Source organism: Enterobacter sp. SM3 (assembly GCF_009811935.2).
Lineage (GTDB): Bacteria > Pseudomonadota > Gammaproteobacteria > Enterobacterales > Enterobacteriaceae > Enterobacter > Enterobacter asburiae_D.
Map to the genome: position 1 here is coordinate 2,549,565 of NZ_CP099971.1, position 26,068 is coordinate 2,575,632.

The following is a 26,068-nucleotide window of genomic DNA, read 5'->3' on the forward strand; positions in this document are numbered from 1 at the left end:
TTAAGACTGCAGCATGCCGTGCTGCATCAGGAAACCCCACCAGGGAATGCCGAGGAACATGTGGATTAAAAACGTGCACAGCGCCACGAGCGTGCCGATGGTCCACCATGACCTGATGTCGTTATACCCGGCGGCGAAGATAATCGGCCCCGCTGCGCCGCCATAGTGCGTGATGCAACCCCCATAGGAGTTGGAAAACAGAATGGCGAGAGCAAGCAGAACGGGTGCCGTTCCGGTGACCAGCCCCACGGTGGCAAAGACCGGCACCATCGCCGCGACGTATGCCCCGCCTGAGGCAAAGAAATAGCGAACCAGCACGCTGAGAAACACGATAATAACAATGGTCATATTCCCCGCGCTGAGAAAATCGAGGTGCGCTGACAGGAAATCAGCCAGCCAGCGGAAAAATCCCTCCTTGCTCAGCGTGGCACTCAGACCGATGATACCCCCGTACCACATCAGGGTATTCCAGCCACCTTTGTTTTTTTGTACGTCGCTCCAGCCGATAATATTAAACAGCAGCGCTGCCCCCATCGCGATAATGGCGACGGCGGATTCATTAAGCCCAAGGTGACGAGAGAAGATCCAGCCTAATAACGCGGCGATAAAAATTACCACCAACCCCTTCTCTTTGATGCTCATTGCCCCGAGGCTTTGCAGGCCGTTGGTCGCAATGGCGATATTATCAATATGTTTAATTTCCGGGGAAGCAACCCGGTAGCAAATATAGGGAATGATACACAGCATCAATAACCCCAGCGGGGCCCCTGCCAGCATCCAGCCGATCCAGCTAATATGAATATGGAAGATGTCGGAAATTAGCTGTAGCGCTAACGCGTTTCCGGCAAAACCCGTTAAAAACATATAGCTGGTCGTTTTAGTCACCATATAGACATTGACCATTAAATAACGACCTGCCCTGCACGGCGTCTCTTTTGGCGTTGAACCTAATACCGTCGCGATGCTGTTAATAATAGGAAAAACCACGCCGCCAGCCCGCGCGGTATTTGAGGGCGTGGCGGGTGCCAGCACCAAATCCAGCAAGGCGGTCACATACCCCAGCCTCAGCGTCGTGCTGCCAAACTTGAGGATGAACCAGTAGGCAAGCCGTTTCCCAAGCCCCGTAGTGACAAACGCCGCGCTCAGCGTAAAGGCGCTAAACACCAGCCAGGTCGTGCCCGAGGCGTATCCGCTCAGGACATCCATTGATTTGACAGGAGAATCCGGGAATTTTGTTACGGTAAAACAGGTTAATGCCACCGCGACCAGCATGATGACGGGTTCGGGATACGGTTTAATGACCAACCCAACGATAGCGGAAAGATATATGCCTGCCAGTATCCACGCCTCTTTGGTTAATCCATCAGGCGGAGGAATAAATATTGATAATAATATTATTACGGCAAGTAAGATTGTTTTTAAAACATTGGAATTAAGCATATCTCACCCATGAGAAAAGGGTCCCTGAATAGCGGAGACCGCTCCTGAGAGAAGCCTCCACCGATTAAATGCATTTATCAAATAAATAACTTACAGTGACACGCTAGCAATATTGATATTATCACCTTCCCTGGACTGATATTCGGTCAGAGTATCAAAACTGAGATAGCGATAGATATTTTCATGCGCGTCGTGAAGTTTATCCGTATAGCTAAAATATTCTTCAACGGTTGGCATTTTCCCGAGCATGGCCGCGACGGTGCTTAATTCAGCTGAGGCAAGGAATACTTTCGCATTCGTTCCCAGGCGATGCGGGAAATTTCGGGTGGACGTTGATACCACGCTGCTCCCTTCACGGACCCTCGCCTGGTTCCCCATGCACAGGGAGCAGCCCGCGGGCTCGATTCTCGCCCCTGCTTTAATAAACTGATTAAAATAGCCCTCGCGGGAGAGCTGTTGGGCATCCATTTTTGTCGGCGGTGCGAGCCACAGGCGCGCCTGGTTTTCGCTGGCACCAGCCATGATTTCACCCGCAGCGCGGAAGTGACCGATGTTTGTCATGCAGGAGCCAATGAACACCTCTTCAACAGGAGTGCTGGCAACCTCCGAAAGTAGCCGGGCATCGTCCGGATCGTTCGGGGCACAGACCACCGGCTCGGTGATTTCATTGAGATCGATCTCAATCACTGCCGCATATTCCGCGTCAGGATCGGCGCGGAGCAGCGACGGGTTAGCCAGCCACGCCTCGATTTCAGCAATGCGTCGTTCAAGCGTGGCGGCGTTCTGATACCCCTGCTTAACCATCCAACGCAGAAGAGCCGCGTTGGAGCGCAGATATTGCGCGACATTCTCTTCCGCCAGGCGCATAACGCACGCGGCGGCGGACCGTTCGGCGGAGGCGTCAGCCAGCTCAAACGCCTGCTCTGCGCTTAATGCTTCCAGGCCTTCAATTTCGAGGATCCGGCCCGAGAAAACGTTGCGCTTATTCTTTTTCTCGACCGTCAGCAGCCCCTGCTTTTTGGCGTAGAGCGGAATGGCATGCACCAGGTCGCGCAGGGTGATCCCTTTCTGCATCTCGCCCGTAAAGCGCACCAGCACCGATTCAGGCATATCCAGCGGCATGATGCCGGTTGCGGCGGCAAACGCCACCAGCCCAGAGCCGCCCGGGAAGGAGATACCCAGCGGAAAGCGGGTATGGGAGTCGGCACCCGTGCCTACCGTATCCGGCAGCAGCATGCGGTTAAGCCAGGAGTGGATGATGCCGTCGCCCGGCTTAAGCGCCACCCCATTGCGGCGGGTGATGAACTGCGGCAGGGTTTCATGCAGCTGGACATCTACCGGCTTAGGGTACGCAGAGGTGTGGCAGAAAGACTGCATCACCAGGTCGGCTGAAAACGTGAGGCAGGCAAGGTCGGTCAGCTCGTCGCGCGTCATCCCGCCGGTGGTGTCCTGAGAGCCGACGGTAGCGATCTTCGGCTCGCAATACTGCCCAGGGCGGATCCCCGCCACGCCGCAGGCTTTACCCACCATTTTCTGCGCCAGCGTAAAGCCGGTTGCGGATGGCGCAGGTGATGCGGGCGTGCGGAATACCGCTGAAGGCTCAAGCTTCAGCGATTCCCGCGCTTTCGCCGTCAGGCTGCGTCCGATAATCAACGGGATCCGCCCGCCGGCGCGCACTTCGTCCAGCAGCACTTCGGTTTTAAGGGTAAAGGTCGTCACCAGCCGCTGGCTTTCTGTCTCACGAATTTCGCCCTTGTACGGGTAAAGATCGATCAGCATCCCGGTCGTCAGCGCGGAGACATCCATCTCTACCGGCAGCGCGCCGGAATCTTCCAGGGTGTTGAAGAAAATGGGGGCGATTTTACCGCCAAACACAAACCCGCCGTTACGTTTATTCGGCACGTACGGAATATCGTTCCCGATGTGCCACAGGATGGAGTTGGTGGCGGATTTACGTGAGGATCCGGTCCCCACGACATCACCGACGTACGCCAGCGGCCAGCCCGACGCTTTCAGTTCTGCCAGCTGGCGCAAAGGGCCGCGTGCGCCGGGTTCATCAGGCGTTACCCCTTCCCTGACGTTACTGAGCATTGAGAGCGCGTGCAGCGGAATATCAGGACGTGACCACGCCTCCGGTGCCGGAGACAAATCGTCGGTATTGGTCTCACCGGGAACCTTAAACACCTTCAGGGTAATTTTTTCAGGCACGGCCGGACGGCGCGTGAACCATTCGGCATTTGCCCAGGACTGAAGCACCTCTTTTGCCCGGACGTTGCCGCTCTTCGCTTTGGCTTCCACCTGGCTGAATTTTTCAAAGATCAGGATGGTAGAAGAAAGCTGCTCGGCGGCCAGCGGCGCGAGGTTCGGATGGTCAAGAAGCTCAATCAGCGGCTGGACGTTATAGCCGCCCTGCATGGACCCCAGCAGCGTTGTAGCCGCGTCGGAAGAAAGCCCGTTAACACGGTATTCCTGCAACGCCACCTTAAATAAAAAATCGGCTTTTAGCTTTGCCGCAGGATCTACCCCCGGCGGAACGCTGTGGGTTAATAAAGCCAATAATTGTGGATGATGTGTGGACGCATCATTTATTAAACGATGAATAAGTGCTTCGGTTTGTTCCGCCGTTAACGGTTTCGCGGGAATACCCGATTCAGCGCGCGCTTTCTGGTGCTGATGATAATCATCTAACATAGGTTCTCCTGTTAAAGCTAAAGTTGTTCGCAAAATTCGGTTAATCGTTCGAGCCCGTATGGCCATTCGCCAAAACCGGACTCAGAATTAATATGTCCAGCCTCACCGACATCGACGACATGGCCGCGCCAGCACGTGGCCCAATAGTGAGCGCGCGCAAAAGGCATCAGAGGATCGTTTCGGCTGGCAAATATGATGCAGGGGACGGGTAATGGCGTTGGCTGAATGGCCTCTTCAAGTCCAAAAAAAGCAGGCTCTGCCGGTGCGACCATCACCACCCCGGCTACGTTTACCCGCCGCGTTTGCAGCAGCCGACATGACGCCAGCGCGCCAAAACTGTGGCCGACGAGGATGGCGGGCAGCGGGCACACTGCCAGCTCGCGGGTAATGGCCGAGACCCAGTTTTCGATATCGGGCTCTAACCAGTTTTTCTGCTGGATCCGTTTCCAGAAGGGAAAACGCCGCCCCCAGCAGCTTTGCCAGTGATGTTCATCGCTGTCTCTGAGACCCGGGACCAGAACAAGGGTGTAAACCTTACTGAGCTGCTGCAGGCGTTGTTCAATCATGACGTTTTCCTGTTACGCTATTCGCGATTATTCGGGTGGAAACTGCGACAATATCCAGCCAACGGAAATAAGATCGGCGCTACCGCCGGGGCTTAAATTGCGTTTGATAAATTCCGCGTCCATTCTGAGCAGCGCGTTAACCAATTTATCCGCCGGGAGACGTCTTATTTTTAATAACCGCCTCGCATAGCGTCTGGCGTAGTTCAGCCCTTCTATTCCCCCACGGGAAACCAGATTGGTATCCGGATTCGCGGCCATCAAACCCAACAGCATCCTTAAGAGCGCCACGTCTTCGGATTCGCCCTGACCTAACGCGTTGTGCAGGTGCGGGAGACCCGCCAGGCGGACGGTCATAAAACCGCTGGCCGCTTCCCCTCTCGCCCCGGTAAAGCCGAATGCCTGGAACTGCTGCTCGCCCTTCGTTCTGGCGATGCCGGTGGTTTTTAGCTCCTGCTCAACGATGCCGGTACAGATAATGCGGGTCTCATCGCATAAACTGCGCTGCGTGAGCGCTTCATCCCTTTGCGTCAGACGTCCCGCCGCAGCGCACAGCAGCCCCAGCGAGAAGATCCCGCCTTTATGGGTATTCACCCCGCCGGTGGCGCTAAACATCGCCTGCTCGCAGGCCAGGCCGGTCGGTCTTATGGCCCGCAGCGTTTGCGGACCAGCAAGACGAGCCGTCTCTCTGCCAACGTTAAAGAAGGTTGAGAACCAGGGCGCAATCGCCGCGATGCTGGTCATGAACAGCGCAAAATCCATGTCCCTATGCGCCCCGCTGTTTACGCGATCCACCAGACCCGGCTTCGGGGTTAAGCGAATTTCCCGATACATGGCCTCGGCAGCCAGCTCAGCGAAGGTGCGCTGAACGTCTGGCGCATTACATCTGGCAAGCGAAGTAGTCATCGGTTAAATCCTCGATTACGCGCGCGAGTTCGGCCTGCGAATGACGCCGCGCGCGCGAGCAAACGTGGGCCGGTTCATGACAGATAAAGCATCTGCGCATCGGCTGCTGGATGGCGTTTCTTTTCAGCAGCCCCGTCTTCGGACAAAACACGTCGATGTCCCACAGGCGCCCCAGAGGATGGTTATCCTCCAGATGCGCCGTGACGTGTTTTATCATCCACGCGGGAGCCGACACCGACCAGAGCGCTTCGGGGCCGGTGGCTGGCTGCAGGATCTGATGCCGGCAGACCGTCCACTGATGGGTGCGGAATACCTCGCCGAGCGCCTGATTCGCGGCGGCCATCACCCGTCTGGCCAGGTCGGTATCCTTCACCTCCCCCGGCCAGACCAGCGTGACGGACACAACCGTATGCTCCGACTGAAACAGCCACGCCTGCTGGCGACGGGCTCGCTGCTCTCTGGCGCTCAACACCTGTTCCAGAGAGACTTTCGCGTTCGAGGCTTTATCCGTCATGACGATTACTCCTTCACCTGACGAACCACGTCAATCACGCTGCCGTCGCGGTAGCGAACCACGCCGACGATACGGTCAGTGAACTCAACAGGCTTAGGTTCACCCGAGATGAGCAGCGCCTTTTGATACAACGCGTCGATGTCGACAACGGCCAGCCCGGCGTTAATCAGGCGTTCGCGAATTTCCGGGCGCGCCGGGTTAACGGCAATACCGTGATCGGTAACCAAAACGTCAATACTTTCGCCCGGCGTCACCAGAGTGGTGACCTGCCTGACGACGGTAGGAATGCGGCTGCGGATCAGCGGGGCAACCACGATGGTGAGATTTGCCGCCGCGGCGACGTCACAGTGTCCGCCCGACGCGCCGCGCATCACGCCGTCGGAGCCGGTCAGGACATTAACGTTGAACTGGATATCCACCTCCAGCGCGCTGAGGATCACCACGTCCACCCTGTCGCAGCAGGCGGCTTTTGCGGCCGGGTTCGCATACACGTTGGTGGAGATCTCCACGTGGTCGGGATTGACCGCCATGGAGGCCGCAGCCGCGCCGTCAAAGCTTTGCGTATCGAGGATCTTTTCAATTAACCCTTTCTGATGCAGATCGACAATGCTGCCGGTGATCCCGCCGAGCGCGAAGCGGGCGACAATATTGTGCTTGCGCATACGGGTTTCCATAAACCGCGTGCAGGCGGTTGACGCCGCCCCTGAACCGGTCTGAATGGAAAAGCCGTTGCGGAAATAGCCGGAGTGTTCGATAACGTCGGCAGCAGAGCGGGCAATCATCAGCTCGCGCGGATTGCTGGTCACCCTGGCGGCACCGACGCTGATTTTTGCCGGGTCGCCGACGCTCTCAATCTGCACAACATAGTCAACCTGATCCTGAACGATACTGGCTGGCAGGTTGGGGAACGTCTTCAGGGTTTCGGTGAGCAAGACCACCTTTCTGGCATACTTCGCGTCGACCATCGCATAGCCGAGAGAGCCGCACTGCGATGTACCGCCGTTGCCGCTGGCATTGCCGTATTCATCGCTGCAGGAGACCGCCAGAAACGCAACATCAATGGCAATTTCGCCCTGCTGAATCAAATTCACCCGCCCGCCGTGGGAGTGGATCTGCACCGGCTCGTCCATCAGCCCGTGCGAAATCGCATCCGCCAGTTCACCGCGCATCCCTGAGGTGTAGATTTTGCCGATCACGCCGTTGCGAATGTGATCTATAAGCGGCGTATTGCAGGACATTAACGAACTGGAGGCGAGCGTGATGCCTTTCAGGCCGCGCTGGGCCAGCTTGTCCATCACGTAATTGATGACCTTATCCCCTTCGCGAAAGGCGTGATGAAAAGAGACGGTCATGCCGTCATGCAGATCGCAGCGGGCCAGCACATCGTCCACGCTGGCAAAGAGTTTGCGCTGAGTCTTTTGCTGGCTGTCAGCAAGATAAGGCGTCGTCGCGTTAGCGCCGCTGAAGGCGACGTACTCACGGCGAGAGCCAGGAATGTGGTGCAGGGTTTCAGTTTGGTTTTTCATTTTTCATCCTGTCGCTTGCGGTAAAGGGGGTTACTGACGAATGCCGGAGGCATTTTTGCGTTCGATCACGACGCGGGCATGGTTGATGATTGGCGCATCGATCATTTTGCCGTTCAGCGAAATCACCCCCAGTCCGTTGCGTTCACCCTCCTCTGCGGCGGCAAGCACGCGCTCCGCGTAATCCACCTCTTCCTGCGTTGGCGCGTAGGCGTTATGAAGAATTTCAATTTGTCGCGGGTTAATCAGCGATTTACCGTTGAAGCCCATCCGGCGGATAAGATCCACTTCTTTCAGGAAACCGGCCTCGTCGTTCACATCGGCGTACACCACGTCGAAGGCGTCAATACCGGCTCCGCGCGCGGCATGTAATACGGCGCAGCGGGCATAGAACAGCTCTGTCCCGTCGCCCCGCTCGGTTTGCATATCCATCACGTAGTCAAATGCGGCCAGCGCAATACCCATCAGGCGGTCGGAGGATTTCGCAATGGCGACAGCGTTAATCACGCCAACCGCAGATTCTATCGCCGCCATTAATTTCGTTGAGCCAACGGGACGTCCGCAGGTTTCTTCAATGCGGACGATTTCACGTTCGAGCTGATGAATATCTTCCGGGGAATCGGTTTTGGGTAAACGAATGACATCGACACCCGCCCTGACGGCGGCTTCCAGATCTTTTAATCCAAAAGGTGTATTCAGCGGATTAATTCTGACAACGGTTTCAATATCGCTGTACATCGGATGTTGCAGGGCGTGGAATACCAGAAGGCGGGCGCTGTCTTTTTCTTTTAGCGCGACGGCATCTTCAAGATCAAACATTATGGAATCAGGTTTATAGATAAATGCCGTTGAAAGCATGGCGGCACTTGAACCAGGAATAAATAACATACTGCGGCGTAACTTTTTCATTATAACGTTTCCCATGCAATGTCTTCCCGGGCCATTCCTCTGAGCAGAGCGGCCTGCACGCGGGCGCGGATCACGCAGTCCAGCGCGCCTTTATCATCAATTACGACAAGCCCCTGCTCGATGTTGAACGCGGCCAGGGTTTCATTGACCACCTCAGTAATTCTGTCGCCAAATTGCTTATACACTTCGCTCTGGATGACCACATCCAGCCCGCTCTCGACGGGACTAACCTTGACCATCAGGTCGCTGGACTCCAGCGTTCCCGCCATTGCGGCTTGCACAATTTTCATATCATTTTTCCTGTGATAATGCGGTTAAACCGCTGCCGACATTGATTCGGATAAACAGGGCTGATGCTGTACCTCTTTATTCAGAAACGCGCGCGTGGTGGCCGGCACCATGCGGCTGGCGGCAGAGAGTTTGTTTTCATTTAATAAACGACGAACGGCTGAAGCCGACACCGGCACATTATTGCCATCCGTTCTTCTTTCTATTTCGTGTACGCTGATACGCGGCGCCGAACACGTTTCGTCTTCCAGCCAGCGGTGCATCGCCCGGTTATATTCCGCGGTTAACGGGCAGAACGGTTCGGTACCGACAAAACGATGATTAATATTCAGCGCAGGGGCGATGTAATTTCTGAACAGCATCAGGTCAATGGCGGCATAGGCTTTATCAATGACCTGCTTATCTTTTAAGAAATAGCCCGGGAATGTGCCGCGAGAAATAATATATGCCGACCCCGGATGCACAGTGACATTCTGCAGATGCCGCGCTCCGTCTCTGACCATCGCAAACCGTTCTTTAAACGAAAATGCGGAGACATCTTCCTGCACAACGAAAACATGCAGCCAGTCGCACCGGCTGGCCGCATGCTCGATAAGATATTGATGGCCCAGGGTGAACGGATTCGCGTTCATCACAATCGCGCCAGTGTTTTGCCCCGGCACGAAATGATGGCGACGCAGCTGGCTGCAGTAACGATGAATACCGACCGGCGTATTCTCCATTAACGCCGCACAGTTCTCGATCGTCACGAGGGGATAAAACCCGCATCCGCGAAATGACTTTACGTTATCCGGACAGGTAAAAAGAAAGAGCTGATGTTCGCCGTTTTGTGCCGCCAGCAGCTCGGCCTCATGAATTAACGTCAGGCTTAACGACGTGCCCCGCCATCCGGCATCCACCGCAATGCATTTCAGTGTGTTACCCGCAATGCCGGTGCAGCCGACAAGCTGACGCTGATAGCGCGCAACGATAAATTGCTCAATATCGTTATCAATGCCTAAACCGTTGCGGGCCAGGAAGCGGGCGACCTCCTCTCTGGCCTGAGCGTGACCGGCTTTAATCACCTCAAATTCTGGCGTGGTGGCGGTGTACATCGTCTCTCTCCTGAGCGTTTAGACGGTTAATTCTTGCTGCTGGGGTTGCGCTTCTACGATGGTGTTCATCAGGCGGCCAATGTTTTCGATTTCAACTTCGACGCGATCGCCATCGCGCATAAACAGAGGCGGATTACGTTTTTTCCCGACGCCGCCGGGCGAGCCGGTAATGATGACGTCCCCTGCGCTAAGGGAGGTGAACGTACTGATATAGGCAATGAGATCCGCCACTTTGTGGATCATGCTGCCGGTGGAGTCATTCTGAACCAGCATGCCGTTCAGCCAAGTGTGGATGGTCAACGCGTGAGGATCGGGGATCTCATCCGCCGTGGTCATATACGGGCCGAAGGCACCGGTTTGCTTCCAGTTTTTACCGGCGGTGAACCAGGCGTGCTGCCAGTCGCGGACGGAACCATCCATGTAGCAGCTGTAGCCCGCAACGTGGCTGAGCGCGTTATTGACGTCAATCCGGGAGCCGGGTTTACCGATGATCACGGCCAGCTCGCCTTCGTAATCAAACTCGCTGGAGAGAACCGGTTTTAAAACCGGCCGCGCATGTCCGGTTTGGGAATCAGGAAAGCGGATAAACAGCGTAGGGGCATTATTCGTCTCGGCAAATTCTTTTCTTTTTTCAGCGTAATTCATCCCAACGCAGAAAATCTTTCCTGGCTCTTCTATCACGGGCAGGAAGGTAATGTCTTCAGGCATCATATCCACAGGGCAATCGTGATATTGCCTGGCGACGTCAACCGCATCCCATTGCAGAAGGTCTTTTAAAGTCGCATAGTGATGGCCGATTTTATTACCCAGATCGATAATGCCGGACTGCGTATAAATTCCGTAGCTTTTACGGCCCTGATGAATATAACTTGCTAATTTCATAATAATACCCGTTTGATAGACGTGCTCATTCTGTGTTCACGCCCCAAGGCGTGAACACATTGCCATGCTATTTATTCAGCTGACTGCGCTGGAACCAGCATTTGTTTATTGCCGGATGCCAGATACGTTGCCACCACTACGCCCACGCCCAGTAATGCCAGAATAAATCCAGTCATTCCCTGCCAGCCCATTGAGTGGAAGACAAAACCGTTGATAAACCCAATAACCGAACCGCCCATGTAGTAGAAGAATAAATAGAGCGCGACGGCCTGGCCTCTTGCATGCGTTGCGTTTTTACTGACCCAGCTTAAACCGATAGAGTGGCAACCGAAGAAACAGCCGGTAAAAATCACAGCGCCGACAATAAAGGTGACGACATTTGACGTCAGCGTCAGCAGCATCCCTAAGGCCATTACCAGGAACAGCACGCGCAGGACTTTCATGGCGCCATATTTCGCCGATAAGCGACCTGCCTGCGGAGCGGTAAAGAAACTCAGGGCGAAGCTAAATGAGAGCAGACCCGCGTTTGCCGGTGAAATATGGAACGGCTCGCCTTTCAGGAAGAAGGCCAGATAGTTATAAAGTGAGGTAAATGCGCCGAAAATAATGAAGCTGATAACAAACGCCAGCGCCAGATTTTTGTTTTTGAAATGCGATGCCGCCCCTTTTACCATGCGCATCACGTTCAGACTCTGCGTAGGCGTGAAGTTCTTCGATTCCGGCAGCAGGAACTTCACCAGAATGGCAACCGCAATCAGGCTGACCGCAAACCCGTAAAAGATGACATTGATGGAAACGTGATCGATAAGCTGGCTGGCAACAATACGCCCGGACATACCGCCCATCGAGTTACCAAAGACAAAATATCCCGTTACGATGCCTGCCGCCACCGGGGCGACCTCTTCACTGATGTAGGCGGTTGCCGCCGCCGCGATGCCGCTCAGCGCCAGACCAATCACCGCACGCAGCGCCACCAGCATCGCCCAGGATTCCACCAGCGGGCAGAGCAGCGTCAGAATGCCGCCCAGCAGGAGGGAGACGATAATTAACCGCTTTCTGCCATAGTGGTCGGATAACGTCCCGGTAAACAGCAGCCCAATTGCCAGCAACGCCGTTTCTGCGGATAAGATAATACTCACCTGACTGACCGGAACATTATATTCCACAGCGAGCGTCGGGAGCAGCGGCTGAATAAAAAACAACGAAGCAAGTTCCGCAAGCCCGGATAATGCCAGGGCCAGAATCACGCGAATATGCGCGCTGGCTTTGACCGGATCGGGGGCTTTCAGGGTATTGTTAGCATGCGTTAACGCCATAATAACCTCAGTATTATAGTTAAGGTACAGAATATATTTTTGTGAGATGGATAGCTTTTTAGTTAAGACTTTACTTAATCAACTTCAGAGAGCATTTTTACTGGCACGCAAACGACGCCTTCAAATAATTTTCGTGACGTGCGAATAACCGCTGCCCGGGTATTTTCGATATTATTTCCGTCCCTCAGCAACGATACGGATATTTTTCCACTGGGGTGTTCAATATCAATAATGTTGGTAAAGCGCTCCTTTGGACGATCGGCAACAATTTTAGCGGCGACGGAACCTTCAATAAGCGTCGCGGTTGAGATACCAATCGAGCCGGTAATCGCCAGTGATTTATGGCAGGTATGCGGCATGAAATAGCGCACCTGCAGCGTTCCGCCGTTACGCGCCCGGCCAAGAAGAACCGGTTTAGGGATCACTTTGTTGGACACGTCCCCTAACCCCATCGCCGCGCCAGCCTGACGGCGGAGGTTCTCCAGCCTTTCCTTAAACGCCCTGTCGCCATCTAATTCTGCCGGTGACTCTCCGCCTGTTTTGCCCAGCGCCGAAGCGTCAATCAGGACCATCGGCATCGCCATATCAATACAGGTAACTTCGATACCGTCGAACACGTTTGTCACGCTGTCCGTTGGCAGCAGTTTCCCGGTTTTCGACCCCGCAGAATTCAGGAAGGTTAAGCCAATCGGTGCCGCTGTACCCGGCACACCGTCTATCTGGGTATCGCCTTCATACACGACCCGATAATCAGGCGTTTGCACTTCTGCGTCGACTAGCGTTCCGGTGTTGAGATTGCGAATACGCACCGTCGTCACCGGGCTTTGCGCCTTCACCAGCCCTTTTTCAATGGCAAAGGGGCCGACGGCACAGAGCATATTGCCGCAGTTTGGCGTGGTATCGACGCGACGTTCGTTCACCATCACCTGGGCGAATAAGTAATCCACATCCGCGTCCGGGCTGTCGGAAGCACTGACGATCGCCACCTTACTGGTTTGCGGGCTTCCACCGCCAATGCCGTCAATTTCGAGTTCGTGGCCTGCGCCCATCAGGCTGAGTAAAACCGCGTCACGCGCTTCGGTTTCCGCAGGCAGATCGCTGGCCAGAATGACCGGGCCTTTTGAGGTACCGCCACGCATTAATACGCAAGGGATCTTTAACATGTCTTTTTCTCATTTCGCGTTTATCAGGAACGCAATAAGGTTTTCACACTCCCGTTGATAACTCTAATGTCAAAAAAAGCAGGATTAATACGCTTTACGTATTAATAGCCCTTGCGTTATCGTGGTTATAGGAAAGCAATAATCAGGTGCGGATATGCAGCATGAATTACAGGGAATACAAGCGTTTGTAAAAATTGCAGAAATCGGATGTTTTACAAAATCGTCGCAATTTCTTCATATTTCACAACCGGCTTTAACACGCAGAATTCAGAAGCTCGAAGAGAGCCTGGGGACCACGCTGTTTGAACGGTCCACGCGCAGCGTCAAGCTCACAACCGTGGGAAGGGAATTTTTACCTAAGGCAAAGAATTTAATCGATTTTTATGAAAGCGCGATCCTGAGTATTAAAGAGATGGCGACGCATCAGGCAGGGGTGATTACCGTTTCCTGTATCCCTACCGCCGCGTTCTATTTTCTGCCTTCAGTGATACGAGATTATAACAATGACTACCCAAACATCCGTATCCGCATACTTGAGCACAGTGCCAGCGATTGTCTCGAAGCGGTGTTAAATGGCGACGCAGATTTCGGCATAAATATGATAAACGTCACACATCCAAATATTGATTTTGCGCCGCTGGTGAATGAACCCTTTGTTCTGGCATGCCGACGGGACAACGAGTTGGCGAAAAAACCGCTGGTGACATGGGACGATCTGGCGGGCATGAAGCTGATTGGAGTGAGGCGCTCCAGCGGGAACCGATCGCTTATCGATCAGGCGTTCGAGAAAATGGCCTGGAAACCAAACTGGTTTTATGAAGTGCGCCATCTGTCAACGTCGCTGGGGATGGTGGAAGCGGGTCTTGGCGTGTCTGTTGTTCCCAGCCTGGCGATGCCGACCGACGAACATCATGTCCTTGTCAGCCGTCCGCTGATTGAACCCGTGATACGACGAACGCTGGGCCTCGTGCAGCGCCGCGAAACGCCGCTCAGCCCGGCTGCGGAAAAATTCAGAGAGATGCTTGTTCAACTTTGGTCTGGCGAAAACAACAGCCCCTGGATCGGCAAGTTTACTCAGCTATAACCCTCGAATGTTAAAGGGGCCTGTGCCCCTTTGCGCATTATTTCCCGGCCTGAGGATGTGTATCAAAGCCCGCCATTACCGCCGTCAGCTCCGCCAGAGAAAAGCCGTGTTTTGCATCGTCAACGCCCAGTCCAAAGCGTTCCTGCATCAGCTGGTAAAGCGCCTTTGCATCCGGAAGGTGGATCTGCTCCTCCACATGGCCATTCTGCCAGTGGGTAAAGTTGAAGTTGGTCAGCGTCAGCTTTCCGCCGTCAGGCAGGTGGCGACACATCAACAGATGATGACGGAAATGCGACTGCGTCCAGTGCGCCGACCAAAAATTCCCCATCACGTAATCACTGAAATACTGCGTCGTCAGGTCAAACTGGTACATCGACTGCCAGTGCTCGTGGTGACGGAACTGCAACACCCAGTCGTTCCCCTCGCTCAGCAGTCGATACAGCCCGTGCGGCGTCTCTTGTTCTTCATTAGCGAGCAGACGAATCGGCGCCGTCAGCGTCTGGCCGCCAAACCCGACATCGGCTATCCAGCGCTCACCGTTAAGCTCCACCAGCAGCAGGCGATGCGTGCGCGGGGGCATTTGCGGCGGACTCGCTAATACCACGCGTCCCAGCACGCTACGCACCGTAAACCCGACCTCGCGCAATACGCGTTCGAACAGGCCGTTTTGCTCAAAGCAGTACCCTCCGCGACGTGCGGTGACCAGCTTGTCGACCAGACACCGATCGTCAAGCTGGATTTCGCGCGGCAGAACAACATCAATATTCTCAAAAGGGATCGCACAGTTGTGATGTAAATGCAGCGCGCGCAGGGTGTCGATATCCACCCGTGTCGGTTGCGTCCAGCCGATGCGGGCGAAATAGGCGGTCAGGAATGGGGACATGAATCAGTTTCCTTTGATTGTGATGTTCTGTTTATAAACTAATTTTACGCACTCACTTTGATTTCCGTGCTTTTTCGTCATACTCATCGGTGTAGATGAGGAGATCCTATGAGCCACTTTCGCCCTGTTGAATTACGTCATGCCAGCCGTCTGCTGAACCACGGCCCAACTGTGCTTATCACCAGTCAGGATGAAAGCCTCGACAGACGCAACGTGATGGCCGCCGCATGGTCAATGCCCGTTGAGTTTGAGCCGCCGCGTATCGCAATAGTAGTAGATAAAAGTACCTGGTCACGTGAGCTGATTGAACGCAGCGGGAAATTTGGCATCGTCATCCCCGGCGTGGCGGCGGCCAACTGGACATACGCGGTCGGTAGCGTCAGCGGGCGCGATGAAGACAAATTCAACTGCTACGGGATCCCGGTCGTGAACGGTCCTGAACTTGGCCTGCCGGTGATTGAAGAAAAATGTCTGGCATGGATGGAGTGTCGGTTATTACCCGTCACCTCCGCGGCAGAAAAATACGATACGCTGTTTGGGGAAGTGGTTTCAGCGGCAGCCGATGAACGCGCGTTTATCGCCGGACGCTGGCAGTTTGACGAGGATAAGCTGAATACCCTGCATCATCTTGGGGCCGGGACGTTTGTGGCGAGCGGGAAGATGGTGAAGGCGTTGGATTGAGAAAACCCTCCCCCTATTGGGAGAGGGTGACCGTATTACTTCGCACGACGCGCAATAATCTCATCCGCAACATTCCGCGGTGCTTCCGCAAAATGATGGAACTCCATCGTATACGTCGCGCGTCCCTGGGACATCGAGCGCAATGTCGTGGCATAACCAAACATCTCTGCCAGCGGCACGTCAGCACGAATAATCTGGCTACCGTACTGCTCTGCCATCCCCTGCACCATGCCGCGACGGGAAGAGAGATCGCCCATAATGTTACCGGCGTACTCTTCCGGTGTTTCCACCTCCACGTGCATGATCGGCTCAAGAATCACCGGCTCCGCCCTGCGGGCGCCCTCTTTGAAGCCGAGGATCGCCGCCATGCGGAACGCCATCTCCGAGGAGTCAACGTCGTGATACGAGCCAAACGTCAGCGTCGCTTTGACATCGACGACCGGATAACCCGCCAGCACGCCGCTGTTCATCGCTTCCCGCAGCCCTTTCTCAACGGACGGGATATACTCCCGCGGTACCACGCCGCCCTTGGTGGCATCTTCAAATTTAAAACCACTTCCAGGCTCCAGCGGCTCCAGGCTCAGCACCACATGGCCGTACTGCCCTTTACCGCCGGACTGACGGACAAATTTGCCTTCGATATCCTTCACCGTTTTACGCAGGGTTTCACGGTAGGTCACCTGCGGGCGACCGATGTTCGCCTCGACGCCAAACTCACGCTTCATACGGTCGACGATAATCTCGAGGTGTAGCTCCCCCATTCCGGAGATAATGGTCTGACCGGACTCTTCGTCAGTATGCAGGCGGAAAGACGGATCTTCCGCCGCCAGACGCTGCAAGGCAATCCCCATTTTCTCCTGATCGGCCTTGGTTTTCGGCTCGATCGCCAGCGAGATAACCGGATCCGGGAACTCCATGCGTTCAAGCGTGATGACGGCATTAGGGTCGGTCAGCGTGTCGCCGGTCGTGACATCTTTCAGCCCCACGCAGGCCGCGATATCCCCGGCGCGCAGTTCGTCCACCTCGTGGCGATCGTTGGCGTGCATCAGCACGATACGCCCGATACGCTCTTTCTTCCCTTTCACCGGGTTGTACACCGCGTCGCCTTTGCGCAGCACGCCAGAGTACACGCGGATAAAGGTCAGTTGACCGACGTACGGGTCGCTCATCAGCTTGAACGCCAGGGCGGAGAAGGGCTCATCATCGCTTGGATGACGCTCCGCGTGCTGGCCTTTTTCATCCACGCCATCAATGGCCGGCACGTCCAGCGGCGACGGCATGAGCTCAATCACCGCATCGAGCATGCGCTGTACGCCTTTATTCTTGAACGCGCTGCCGCACAGCATCGGCTGGATTTCGCCCGAGATGGTGCGAATACGCAGACCCCTGATGATTTCCGCTTCGTCGAGATCGCCCGTCTCCAGGTATTTATCCATCAGATCGTCGCTGGCTTCCGCCGCCGCAGAGACCATTTTCTCCCGCCATTCCCGGGCAGTGCTGACCAAATCGTCCGGCACGGGCGCATAGGTAAATACCATACCCTGCGTCGCATCGTCCCACAGAATGGTGCGCATCTTGATGAGGTCCACCACGCCGGTGAAATGATCTTCGGCACCCACCGGGATGACAATCGGTACCGGATTGGCCTTCAGGCGTTCCTGCATCATGCGTACGACACGGAAGAAATCAGCGCCCGGACGGTCCATTTTGTTGACGAAGGCCAGTCGCGGAACGTGATATTTATTGGCCTGACGCCAGACGGTTTCCGACTGCGGCTGCACGCCGCCCACGGAGTCATACACCATCACGGCACCGTCGAGTACGCGCATAGAACGTTCCACTTCAATGGTGAAATCCACGTGCCCCGGGGTGTCGATGATGTTGATCCGGTGCGGCTCATAGCCTCTGTCCATACCCGGCCAGAAGCAGCTGACTGCCGCGGAGGTAATCGTGATCCCGCGCTCTTGCTCCTGCGCCATCCAGTCAGTGGTTGCCGCGCCATCGTGTACTTCACCCAGCTTGTGGCTCATCCCGGTATAAAACAGGATGCGCTCAGTGGTGGTGGTTTTACCGGCATCGATATGCGCGGAGATACCGATGTTGCGATAACGTTCGAGAGGGATGGGTCGGGGCATGATATTTCCTTAAGTCTTATGACTTGTCTGTGACGACCAGGATGGTCGTGCATTCGTTCGTTTGCTATAATAGTCCCATTGTACGAGTATTATCGAACTATTTTTTAACGGTTGACCTATTGTTGATATAGCTCAATCTGACGCCAAACGCAGGAAAACGATGATCCCAAACCATCCTGAAACTGAACAAATACTGCTGGAAAATGTGCTGTTTGCCCTCGGCAACCCGCTCCGGCTGTCGATAATTCGTCGGCTGGCCGATGGCAGCGAACTCAGCTGTAACGCGCTGCGCCCGGAAGATGTGGTGAAGTCCACGATGACCCATCACTGGCGCGTGCTGCGCGACAGCGGCGTGATCTGGCAGCGTCCACAGGGACGAGAAAACATGATTTCGTTGCGAAGAGAGGATCTGGATGCCCGTTTTCCAGGGCTGATGGCGATACTTTTACAGGCTAAATCGTAAGGACATGCCCGTTTTGCCCGGATAATGCCCCATAAAGATGTAAGGGGCATTACGTCAGCTAAGGGATTTATCTTACCTGCATACGGTATTCAATCATTCCACTTTTTTTCGCTATCCAGTCGTACAATCGTTGCCCGCGATAGTTGGCTTCATGCGTATGCCAGTAAAGATGACTGGCGTGGTGTTTTCTGGCTTCTCTCTGAACATATTCTATTAACTGTTTGCCAATGTGTTTGCCCCTGACGGCTTCGCAGACGTATAAATCTTCGAGGTAGCAGTAATCGCTCTCAGCCCAGGTCGAACGGTGAAAGAGATAATGAGCAAAACCCACTATATCTCCATTACATCGTGCCACCACGCAGTATAGCGGCTCAACGGGGCTGAAAAATCGTTGCCAGGTTCGTTCAGTAATCGCCCCGGACAGATCGACGTTGTAAAACGCCTGATATTTTCCCCACAGTGGCATCCAGCTTTCAAAATCACGTTCTTTAACTGCCTCAATTGTCACGCTCGTATTATTCATAGTGCCTCTTCTCTCACCCGTTTATTCGTTTCAGGAAGAGTGTATTCGCTGAATGGCACGTTTTTCCCCGCCAATTCTCGCCATCAAGGCAGACCAATTTTTCATCCTGCTGCGTGCAATATTCCTTTAGAATTAAGAAATACGAGGGAAAGTGGACAACATAATGTTTAAGCACGCACAGCTTGAAACGGTTAAGGCATGGATTATCGACCCCGCTAACGGATCGCTACCGCTTCATGAAAGGATCCAGAGAGCAATACGGACGCTGATACTGGAAGGGGTACTATCTCACGGTAAGGCCCTTCCTGCTTCACGAGCGCTGGCGGCTTCTCTCAGCGTTTCCCGGGATACCATAGAAGCGGCCTACTCCAGCCTGCATGCCGAAGGTTTTATTGAGAGACAAACAGGCAGAGGGAGCTTCGTCTCTTCCAGCGCGCGTTTTTTAAAGCCCCGTCCTCGACAGCCTCATCCAACCGCTGAGATACGAAAAGCAAAACTCAGCGTCCGGGGAAAGATCGTTTATGAAAGCGGCGGGATCCGCGAGTTTTCCGCCCCTCGCCCCCTTGCGCCCGGCATTCCTGAAACCCGCATGTTTCCCATTCCGATCTGGGAACGTCTTCAGCGACAGGTTATGAAGGAGTTTCAGCACCAGGCGTTAGAGCAAAGTCCACCACAGGGTATAGAGCGCCTGCGACGGGCCATTGCAGAATATGTCAACCTTGAGCGCGGAACGCGTGCGAGGGCAGAACAGGTCATCGTTCTGACAAGTTCTCAACAGGCGCTTGCGCTCTGTTCCCACGTGCTGATGGACGCCGGGGATGGCATTGTCATTGAAGACCCCTCCTATCAAGGGGCGCACAAAGCGTTCAACGCTGCAGGCCTTCGCTGTATTCCGGTTCCTCTTGATGAAAAAGGCATCTCTGTTGACGGTCTTAATTCTCTGACCGAGCCAGCCAGGGCGATCTACCTTACGCCGTCTCATCAGTACCCTACCGGGGTGACGCTCTCTCTTGACCGACGACTGGCCGTTGTTAAATGGGCAAACCGTTACGGAGCCTGGATCATTGAGGATGACTATGACAGCGAGTTTCACTACGAAGGTAAGCCTATGGCCAGTCTTCAGGGGCTTGATACGTACAACCGGACAATTTATATCGGCACGTTCACCAAGTCTCTTTTCCCCGGGCTGCGTATTGCCTACACCATCGTTCCCTCAGAACTGATAGAGCCCTTTACCATGGCGAGGACGTTAATGGATGGTCACACCGCCTCAATAACCCAGCTGACGCTGGCTAAATTTCTGGAGGGAGGCCATTTTGGCGCCTATGTTCGAAAGATGCGGAGTATTTACGTTGCTCGTCGTGACACGCTGGCAAGCATGATAGAAACGTATCTTTCCGAATATGTTGCCTGTGAAACGCCAGCGGGGGGAATGCAAATGCCTTGTCACCTGAAGCACGGAATATCCGAGAAAGAGATAGCCACCGCCGCCCGCCGCGCGGGTGTTGATATACTTGGGCTTACCGATTTATATGCAGGCTCCCCCGCGTCCACCGGTTTTTTAATGGGATTTGCCGCTTACACGGAGAGAGAAATAGAAGACGCTGTAAAAAAATTGGCCGCAATTTTCCGTCATGTTTAATGCCGTCGACCGGTCAGCGGCGAATACTCATTCCGGGCGAGCAAGGCTATAAACAGGGATCCGTCGGCTGGTCTTTGTAAGCGTATCGAAGACCTCGGTCTCAGACGTCACAATTCTCACGCCCGTTTTCCTTAACCTCTGTACATCCGCCGCGATGCGCTGAATGCCAAACCAGAAAAGCCCGTCGAGTGCCGTTACCGCTAACCCATTTTCCAGCGCCAGCTTAAGTCGTTCGCGGGGGGCTTTAACCTGCTGGGCTATTTGCCTGTAAGGTAATTCATTGCATCCCGTCGCGTCACTGCGCTGGATCCGCGTTTTAAGCTGATAGGTAAACTCGTCAGGTATTCCGTCGAGATCCCTTTTCAGGCTATAGACGCAGCCAAAGCGCTTGCCGTTAAACAGCACATTTTTCTGACTGAGCTGCAGCTCTTTTCTGACAACGTCTATCAGCTGGGGCGCACGGGTAAGAAGCAGCCTGAAGGGCAGCTCGAAGCTGGTGACGTAATCCACATTAAGCAACGCGAGGCGCAGCCGCTCCTCTGCACCGGACTTTTGCTCACGACACTCCTCCATCACCTCTGCCCACTGGCGCGTCAGACGCTCCGGCTCGGCGGCTTCGGTAAGGAGATATTTTTCAATCTGATAATCAACTCTTGCGGTCATCGTGTGGTATCCCGTCGCTGTGGATGCGGTAATTCTATACAGTACGGTGATATTTATAAAGGACTGAACCGCAGCGACATCCTGAAAATGTCGTTGCAATTCAGTATCCTGACGTTTCGGATCAGCGCGCCATAATCCAGCCCATCAGCAGCGTGGCGAAAATCACCGTCGACGCGCCGCCGATGCGGGTGGCGATCTGCGCGAACGGCATGAGCGACATCCGGTTAGACGCGGATAAAATGGCCACGTCCCCCGTTCCGCCCAGCCCGCTGTGGCAGCATGTCACAATGGCTGCTTCCACAGGATACATATTCAGACGCGACGCGATAAAGTAGCCGCTCAGCGCCATCGCAATCACAACCGAACCGCATACCACCACGTATCCCACCGAGAAGACCGACACCACGCTCTCAAGCGGCACGTATAACATCCCGAGGCCGATCATCAGCGGCCAGACCAGCGCAGCCGAGACGAATTTATAGCAACTGTGCGCGCCCTGCTCCATTGAGGCCGGGATCACCCTGAAGTATTTACACAGAACGGCAATCAGGATCATCAGCACGGGGCCGGGAATGTGTACCAGTTTTTCAAACAATCCGCCGACGATGAAAAACGCGCACACCATCAGCAATCCGCCCCCCATCAGATGAAAATCCGTCTGCTGCGTGCTTTGCGCCCCAGCAAACAGGCTGGCGTCGTCTTTACTCCGCGTGAGCATGCCATTTCCCGAAAGCGCAGGACGTTTCGCGCCGAGTCGCGCCAGCGAGCCCGCACAAATGATGGCGAAGATATTCCCGACGACCGCAGCGGGTGCCAGCTGCGCAACGTAGACGTCAGGCGTCTGCCCCAGTATTGCCGAATAGGCCAGGGACAGCGGCAAAATCCCCTCGCCAATCCCGCCGCCGATGATGGGCACAATGATGAAGAAGAAGGTGTGGTAAGGCGTATAGCCAAACAGTGAGCCCACAATAAGGCCGCTCAGCACCGCCATGCAAGTTCCCGCCACCAGCGGCACAAACATGCGCATCATCCCCTGGATCAGCAGCACCCGGTTCATTCCCAGAATACTGCCGACCACCAGGCAGGCGATGACGAAATAGAGCAGATTCGCCTCTTTCATCAGCAGATGCACGGTATCGAGGGTTTGTTTCCCGAATACGCCAAAATAGACCAGCACGGAGGGCACCATCAGGCACAGGATCGCCGGGCCGCCGATATCCTTCAGCACCGGAATTTGACGCCCCACTTTGGCAAACGCGAAACCAAGGGTCATGATGACCGCGAGACCACCTATCATATTTTTCGGCAACAGCCCTGCCCAGGCGGACGTCGCCACAATAGCGGCAATCCCGACGAACAGCATCAACGGGACCGTGCCCACCTCAGTATTGTTGAGCCCAAAGGCAAAACGCGAGGTAGACAGTTCAGAAGTCGGTACAGGATTATCTTTCATATAATCACCTGAAATTGTGTTCGGATATACAGAGAAAGGAATAACTGAAACTATTCCTGATACGAAAAAATGTTCTTAAATATAAATAATGATTTATGCGGCCTTTTCTAAAAACAGGCTCAGGGTGAAATTAGCATGTGCTCCCGCAGAGAAATGTGAACACAACAACTCTTTCCTTTTAAATAATTTAATTCATCATTATGTAACTAAAGTTATTCATGGTGATCGATGCATTCCTTTTTGAAATTAATAAAACCAGAAAGAATGTGAACTTTATCACTCCTGTTCCGTTAGCTAAGCGCTAAATTACCCCCAATCAAACACACAAGAAACCGTGTCTTTACAACCCGTAAAGCCACTGTTTTTACTCGCCTTTTATCTTTGTTACTTAAATACCCAGGAGTTAACCATGTCCAGGAAAGAAGTTCTTTACACCCCCTATAACGGGGCCGTATTGCTGGAAAATCCGCTGCTAAATAAAGGGCTCGCATTTATTAAAGAAGAGCGTGATAATTTTAATCTGCATGGACTATTGCCGCACAACGTTGAAACTATTGAAGAACAAACCGAGCGCGCCTGGGTGCAGTTCTGCCATTTTAAAAGCGATATTTCGCGTCATGTATACCTGCGAAATATTCAGGACACCAATGAAACTCTTTTTTATAACCTCTTGCGTTCGCATCTCAAAGAGACGTTACCGATTATCTATACCCCGACGGTCGGTGAAGCCTGCGAGCATTTCTCTACGATTTATCGACGCGCGCGCGGCCTGTTTATTTCATGGCCTAACCGCCATCGTATTGATGAGATGCTGCAGAGCTTTTCGCGCAACGACGTTCGCGTGATTGTGGTGACGGACGGAGAACGTATTTTGGGGCTTGGCGATCAGGGTATCGGCGGAATGGGCATCCCAATTGGTAAGCTGTCGCTGTATACCGCCTGCGGCGGGATCCATCCGGCCTCCACCCTGCCGATTATGCTGGATGTCGGCACCAATAATCAGCAGCACCTCGACGACCCGATGTATATGGGCTGGCGTCATCCGCGCATCAGCGACGATCAGTACGCTGAGTTTATGGATATGTTTGTCAGCACCGTTAAAGCGCGCTGGCCCAATGTGCTCCTGCAATTTGAGGACTTCGCGCAGAAAAACGCCACCCGACTTCTCCAGCGCTACCGCGACCAGCTGTGCTGCTTCAATGATGATATCCAGGGCACGGCAGCGGTCACCGCCGGAACGCTGATGGCGGCGGCGCATGCGGCGGGCACGCGCATTCGCGATCAGCGCGTGGTCTTCCTGGGCAGCGGTTCTGCCGGATGCGGGATAGCTGAAAAAATTGTGGCGCTGATGGTGGATGATGGCCTGACCGAGTCCGAAGCGCGCAGCCGGATCTTTATGGTCGACCGCTTCGGCCTGCTGACCGACGACATGACCAATGTGCTCGATTTCCAGAAAAACCTGCTTACCGCGCGCGACGCCGTTTGCAGCTGGAAGGTAGACTCGCAAAATATTTCCCTGCTGGACGTGGTGAAGAACGCGCATCCCACGGTGATGATCGGCGTTTCAGGCCAGCCGGGGCTGTTCAGCGAAGAGATTGTCAAAGAGATGCATCGCCACTGTCCGCGCCCAATCATCATGCCGCTCTCGAACCCGACCTCACGGGCGGAAGCCCAGCCGCAGGATCTTATCGCCTGGACTCAGGGTGCCGCGCTGGTGGCCACCGGCAGCCCGTTCGCCCCGGTTTTCTGGGAGAATGCGCACTACGAGATCGCCCAGTGTAACAACGCCTATATTTTCCCGGGCCTGGGGCTGGGCGTCCTGGCCTGTAACGCACGCCGGGTGACGGAAGAGATGCTGATGGCAGCAAGCCGCAGCCTGGCCGCGCAGTCTCCGCTGGTCACCACGGAAAAAGGTGGGCTGCTGCCGCCGGTAGATCAGATTGAAACGGTCTCACGCCAGATTGCCGCCGCAGTCGCCCGAGCCGCGATTGAACAGGGCATGGCTCCGGCGATAGATGATGAGACGCTGATGGCGCGTATCGAGAAGACCTGGTGGCAGGCGGACTACGCGCCGTACCGCAGATCTGCGCTGTAAGCCTCGCGCCTGCCCTCATTGCACGGTGAGGGCAGGATTGCTGTCTTAGTGCTGGACGCCTGACCGGTCGGAAAGATCGGCGGCGGACAGGATATCAGCCCGTGGTGCCACGCTCTTGCGGCGGGCATACCGGTCAGGCTGACCTTCAGGACGCGTTTTGAAGCGCCGGTGCAGCCACATATACTGTTCTGGCGCCATCCGTACCGCCTGCTCAATCGCCCTGTTCATCTGCGTCGCTACAGATTCTTTATCTCCCCCCTGCAGCGCCTCGCTGATATCCTCCAGAATAATCAGTTCGTAGCCGGTGCCGTCCGCCCTGCGGCGCGGCACAAAGGGAATGACGGCAGGCTTAGCGCTTTTGACCAGCATATAGCTCCCAGCGGTCGTGGCGGCATCCGGAACCGCAAAAAACGGCACAAAGACGCTATTGGTTTTGCCGTAGTCATGGTCCGGGGCGTACCACAAAATCTCATTTTGCTTCAGCGAGCGGATCATCCCCTTTAAATCATGACGATCGAGCATGGTTTTATTTGAGCGCAGGCGTCCGCGCGTCTGAAGCCAGTCCAGCAGCGCATTATTATTGGGACGATACACCCCAATACCGGGGTTAAGCATGCCAAATATCCGCGCGCCCAGCTCAAGCGTCAGAAAATGCATCCCCACCAGCACTACGCCCTTTCCTTGCGCCCTGGCCTTTTCCATATGCTCATAACCCGTCACGGTAAAGCATTTCCGCACCCGCCATGCAGGCCAGAACCATGCCATTCCGGTTTCGATCACCCCCATTCCTACCGATTCAAAATTACGCTGCAGCAATGACTCGCGTTCATCCTTGTTCATCTCCGGAAAACAGAGTTCAAGGTTGCGGCGGGCAATCTCGACGCGGCGCGGAAGCAGGCGCATCGCCAGTCGACCCAGTCCATGACCGATTCTGAACAGAATTGGATAAGGGAGCAGCATGATAAGCCACAAGGCGGCAATGCCGGCCCAGCTTAGCCAGTAACGGGGATGAAGAAAGGCGAGTGAAAAACGGGGTAATTTTGTCATGAGAAAATTATCCTTTAACGTGTCTGTCCTTAACTGATTCTGTTGGAGATCTTTCCTAAGGATTAATATGTCAGCCAGAAACGGTAAGTGTAGCGGATAAGATAAAACGC

At 54.6% G+C, this 26,068-nt stretch carries 23 protein-coding genes; 5 read left to right on the forward strand and 18 right to left on the reverse strand.

The window, feature by feature from the left end; translation table 11 throughout:
- The 12 genes from GVO84_RS12010 to GVO84_RS12065 all read right to left on the reverse strand — a co-directional run bounded on the left by GVO84_RS12010 (position 1) and on the right by GVO84_RS12065 (position 13,289).
- Positions 1 to 1,440 carry an anion permease gene (locus GVO84_RS12010; protein ID WP_159514262.1) on the reverse strand — a complete coding sequence of 480 codons (1,440 nt, stop codon included), beginning with the start codon at positions 1,438 to 1,440 and terminating at the stop codon, positions 1 to 3.
- Between the two features lie 90 nt (positions 1,441 to 1,530).
- Positions 1,531 to 4,131, reverse strand: coding sequence for a bifunctional aconitate hydratase 2/2-methylisocitrate dehydratase (gene acnB, locus GVO84_RS12015; RefSeq protein WP_159514263.1), 2,601 nt, complete (start codon positions 4,129 to 4,131; stop codon positions 1,531 to 1,533).
- A gap of 17 nt (positions 4,132 to 4,148) precedes the next feature.
- Entirely contained in the window at positions 4,149 to 4,697 is a 549-nt protein-coding gene (locus tag GVO84_RS12020; RefSeq protein WP_159514264.1) for an RBBP9/YdeN family alpha/beta hydrolase, read from the reverse strand.
- A gap of 27 nt (positions 4,698 to 4,724) precedes the next feature.
- The gene (citG, locus tag GVO84_RS12025; protein WP_159514265.1) at positions 4,725 to 5,600 is read right to left on the reverse strand and encodes a triphosphoribosyl-dephospho-CoA synthase CitG; all 876 of its coding nucleotides are present in this window, start codon (positions 5,598 to 5,600) and stop codon (positions 4,725 to 4,727) included.
- A complete protein-coding gene (gene citX / locus GVO84_RS12030; protein ID WP_159514266.1) occupies positions 5,575 to 6,114 on the reverse strand; it encodes a citrate lyase holo-[acyl-carrier protein] synthase in 540 nt (179 codons plus the stop codon). Before citX ends, citG begins: the two co-directional genes overlap by 26 nt.
- Before the next feature lie 5 nt (positions 6,115 to 6,119).
- Positions 6,120 to 7,640, reverse strand: coding sequence for a citrate lyase subunit alpha (gene citF, locus GVO84_RS12035; RefSeq protein ID WP_159514267.1), 1,521 nt, complete (start codon positions 7,638 to 7,640; stop codon positions 6,120 to 6,122).
- Positions 7,641 to 7,670: 30 nt separating this feature from the next.
- Positions 7,671 to 8,546: a citrate (pro-3S)-lyase subunit beta gene (citE, locus tag GVO84_RS12040; protein ID WP_023335830.1), complete on the reverse strand. Its 876-nt coding sequence runs from the start codon at positions 8,544 to 8,546 to the stop codon at positions 7,671 to 7,673.
- Complete coding sequence (gene citD, locus GVO84_RS12045) at positions 8,546 to 8,836, reverse strand: citrate lyase acyl carrier protein (protein ID WP_023335831.1); 291 nt, start codon at positions 8,834 to 8,836, stop codon at positions 8,546 to 8,548. The genes citE and citD overlap by 1 nt, the downstream gene beginning before the upstream one ends.
- Positions 8,837 to 8,860: 24 nt before the next feature.
- Complete coding sequence (citC, locus tag GVO84_RS12050; protein ID WP_159514268.1) at positions 8,861 to 9,928, reverse strand: [citrate (pro-3S)-lyase] ligase; 1,068 nt, start codon at positions 9,926 to 9,928, stop codon at positions 8,861 to 8,863.
- An 18-nt stretch (positions 9,929 to 9,946) separates the two neighbouring features.
- Positions 9,947 to 10,810, reverse strand: a complete 864-nt coding sequence (locus GVO84_RS12055; protein ID WP_121423838.1) for a fumarylacetoacetate hydrolase family protein — start codon at positions 10,808 to 10,810, stop codon at positions 9,947 to 9,949.
- 71 nt (positions 10,811 to 10,881) lie between these two features.
- Entirely contained in the window at positions 10,882 to 12,126 is a 1,245-nt protein-coding gene (locus GVO84_RS12060; RefSeq protein ID WP_159514269.1) for an MFS transporter, read from the reverse strand.
- Positions 12,127 to 12,200: 74 nt separating this feature from the next.
- Positions 12,201 to 13,289 carry a 4-oxalomesaconate tautomerase gene (locus GVO84_RS12065; protein WP_159514270.1) on the reverse strand — a complete coding sequence of 363 codons (1,089 nt, stop codon included), beginning with the start codon at positions 13,287 to 13,289 and terminating at the stop codon, positions 12,201 to 12,203.
- A gap of 154 nt (positions 13,290 to 13,443) precedes the next feature.
- Between GVO84_RS12065 and GVO84_RS12070 the strand changes: the two genes are divergently transcribed.
- Complete coding sequence (locus GVO84_RS12070) at positions 13,444 to 14,373, forward strand: LysR family transcriptional regulator (RefSeq protein WP_121423841.1); 930 nt, start codon at positions 13,444 to 13,446, stop codon at positions 14,371 to 14,373.
- A gap of 37 nt (positions 14,374 to 14,410) precedes the next feature.
- On the opposite strand, the gene nhoA is transcribed toward GVO84_RS12070, so the two are convergent.
- A complete protein-coding gene (gene nhoA / locus GVO84_RS12075) occupies positions 14,411 to 15,256 on the reverse strand; it encodes an N-hydroxyarylamine O-acetyltransferase (protein WP_159514271.1) in 846 nt (281 codons plus the stop codon).
- Positions 15,257 to 15,364: 108 nt separating this feature from the next.
- Between nhoA and GVO84_RS12080 the strand changes: the two genes are divergently transcribed.
- A complete protein-coding gene (locus GVO84_RS12080) occupies positions 15,365 to 15,937 on the forward strand; it encodes a flavin reductase family protein (RefSeq protein WP_159514272.1) in 573 nt (190 codons plus the stop codon).
- Between the two features lie 35 nt (positions 15,938 to 15,972).
- On the opposite strand, the gene fusA is transcribed toward GVO84_RS12080, so the two are convergent.
- On the reverse strand, positions 15,973 to 18,072 hold the full coding sequence (gene fusA, locus GVO84_RS12085; RefSeq protein WP_159514273.1) for an elongation factor G: 2,100 nt from the start codon (positions 18,070 to 18,072) through the stop codon (positions 15,973 to 15,975).
- Between the two features lie 160 nt (positions 18,073 to 18,232).
- Between fusA and GVO84_RS12090 the strand changes: the two genes are divergently transcribed.
- The gene (locus tag GVO84_RS12090) at positions 18,233 to 18,535 is read left to right on the forward strand and encodes an ArsR/SmtB family transcription factor (protein ID WP_024909591.1); all 303 of its coding nucleotides are present in this window, start codon (positions 18,233 to 18,235) and stop codon (positions 18,533 to 18,535) included.
- 67 nt (positions 18,536 to 18,602) lie between these two features.
- Here GVO84_RS12090 and GVO84_RS12095 read toward each other — a convergent pair whose 3' ends face one another.
- Positions 18,603 to 19,058: a GNAT family N-acetyltransferase gene (locus GVO84_RS12095; RefSeq protein WP_159514274.1), complete on the reverse strand. Its 456-nt coding sequence runs from the start codon at positions 19,056 to 19,058 to the stop codon at positions 18,603 to 18,605.
- Between the two features lie 163 nt (positions 19,059 to 19,221).
- On the opposite strand from GVO84_RS12095, the gene GVO84_RS12100 reads away from it, so the two are divergent.
- Positions 19,222 to 20,700 (forward strand): PLP-dependent aminotransferase family protein, encoded by a 1,479-nt coding sequence (locus GVO84_RS12100; protein ID WP_159514275.1) that lies wholly within the window; start codon positions 19,222 to 19,224, stop codon positions 20,698 to 20,700.
- A gap of 27 nt (positions 20,701 to 20,727) precedes the next feature.
- Here the strand turns inward: GVO84_RS12100 and GVO84_RS12105 are convergent, their stop codons facing one another.
- A complete protein-coding gene (locus GVO84_RS12105; RefSeq protein WP_159514276.1) occupies positions 20,728 to 21,363 on the reverse strand; it encodes a helix-turn-helix domain-containing protein in 636 nt (211 codons plus the stop codon).
- A 121-nt stretch (positions 21,364 to 21,484) separates the two neighbouring features.
- Positions 21,485 to 22,816 carry a 2-hydroxycarboxylate transporter family protein gene (locus GVO84_RS12110; RefSeq protein ID WP_159514277.1) on the reverse strand — a complete coding sequence of 444 codons (1,332 nt, stop codon included), beginning with the start codon at positions 22,814 to 22,816 and terminating at the stop codon, positions 21,485 to 21,487.
- Between the two features lie 409 nt (positions 22,817 to 23,225).
- Between GVO84_RS12110 and GVO84_RS12115 the strand changes: the two genes are divergently transcribed.
- Positions 23,226 to 24,911, forward strand: a complete 1,686-nt coding sequence (locus GVO84_RS12115; RefSeq protein ID WP_159514278.1) for an NAD-dependent malic enzyme — start codon at positions 23,226 to 23,228, stop codon at positions 24,909 to 24,911.
- 45 nt (positions 24,912 to 24,956) lie between these two features.
- Here the strand turns inward: GVO84_RS12115 and GVO84_RS12120 are convergent, their stop codons facing one another.
- A complete protein-coding gene (locus GVO84_RS12120) occupies positions 24,957 to 25,958 on the reverse strand; it encodes a Kdo(2)-lipid IV(A) acyltransferase (protein WP_121423850.1) in 1,002 nt (333 codons plus the stop codon).
- Positions 25,959 to 26,068 lie beyond the last annotated feature (110 nt).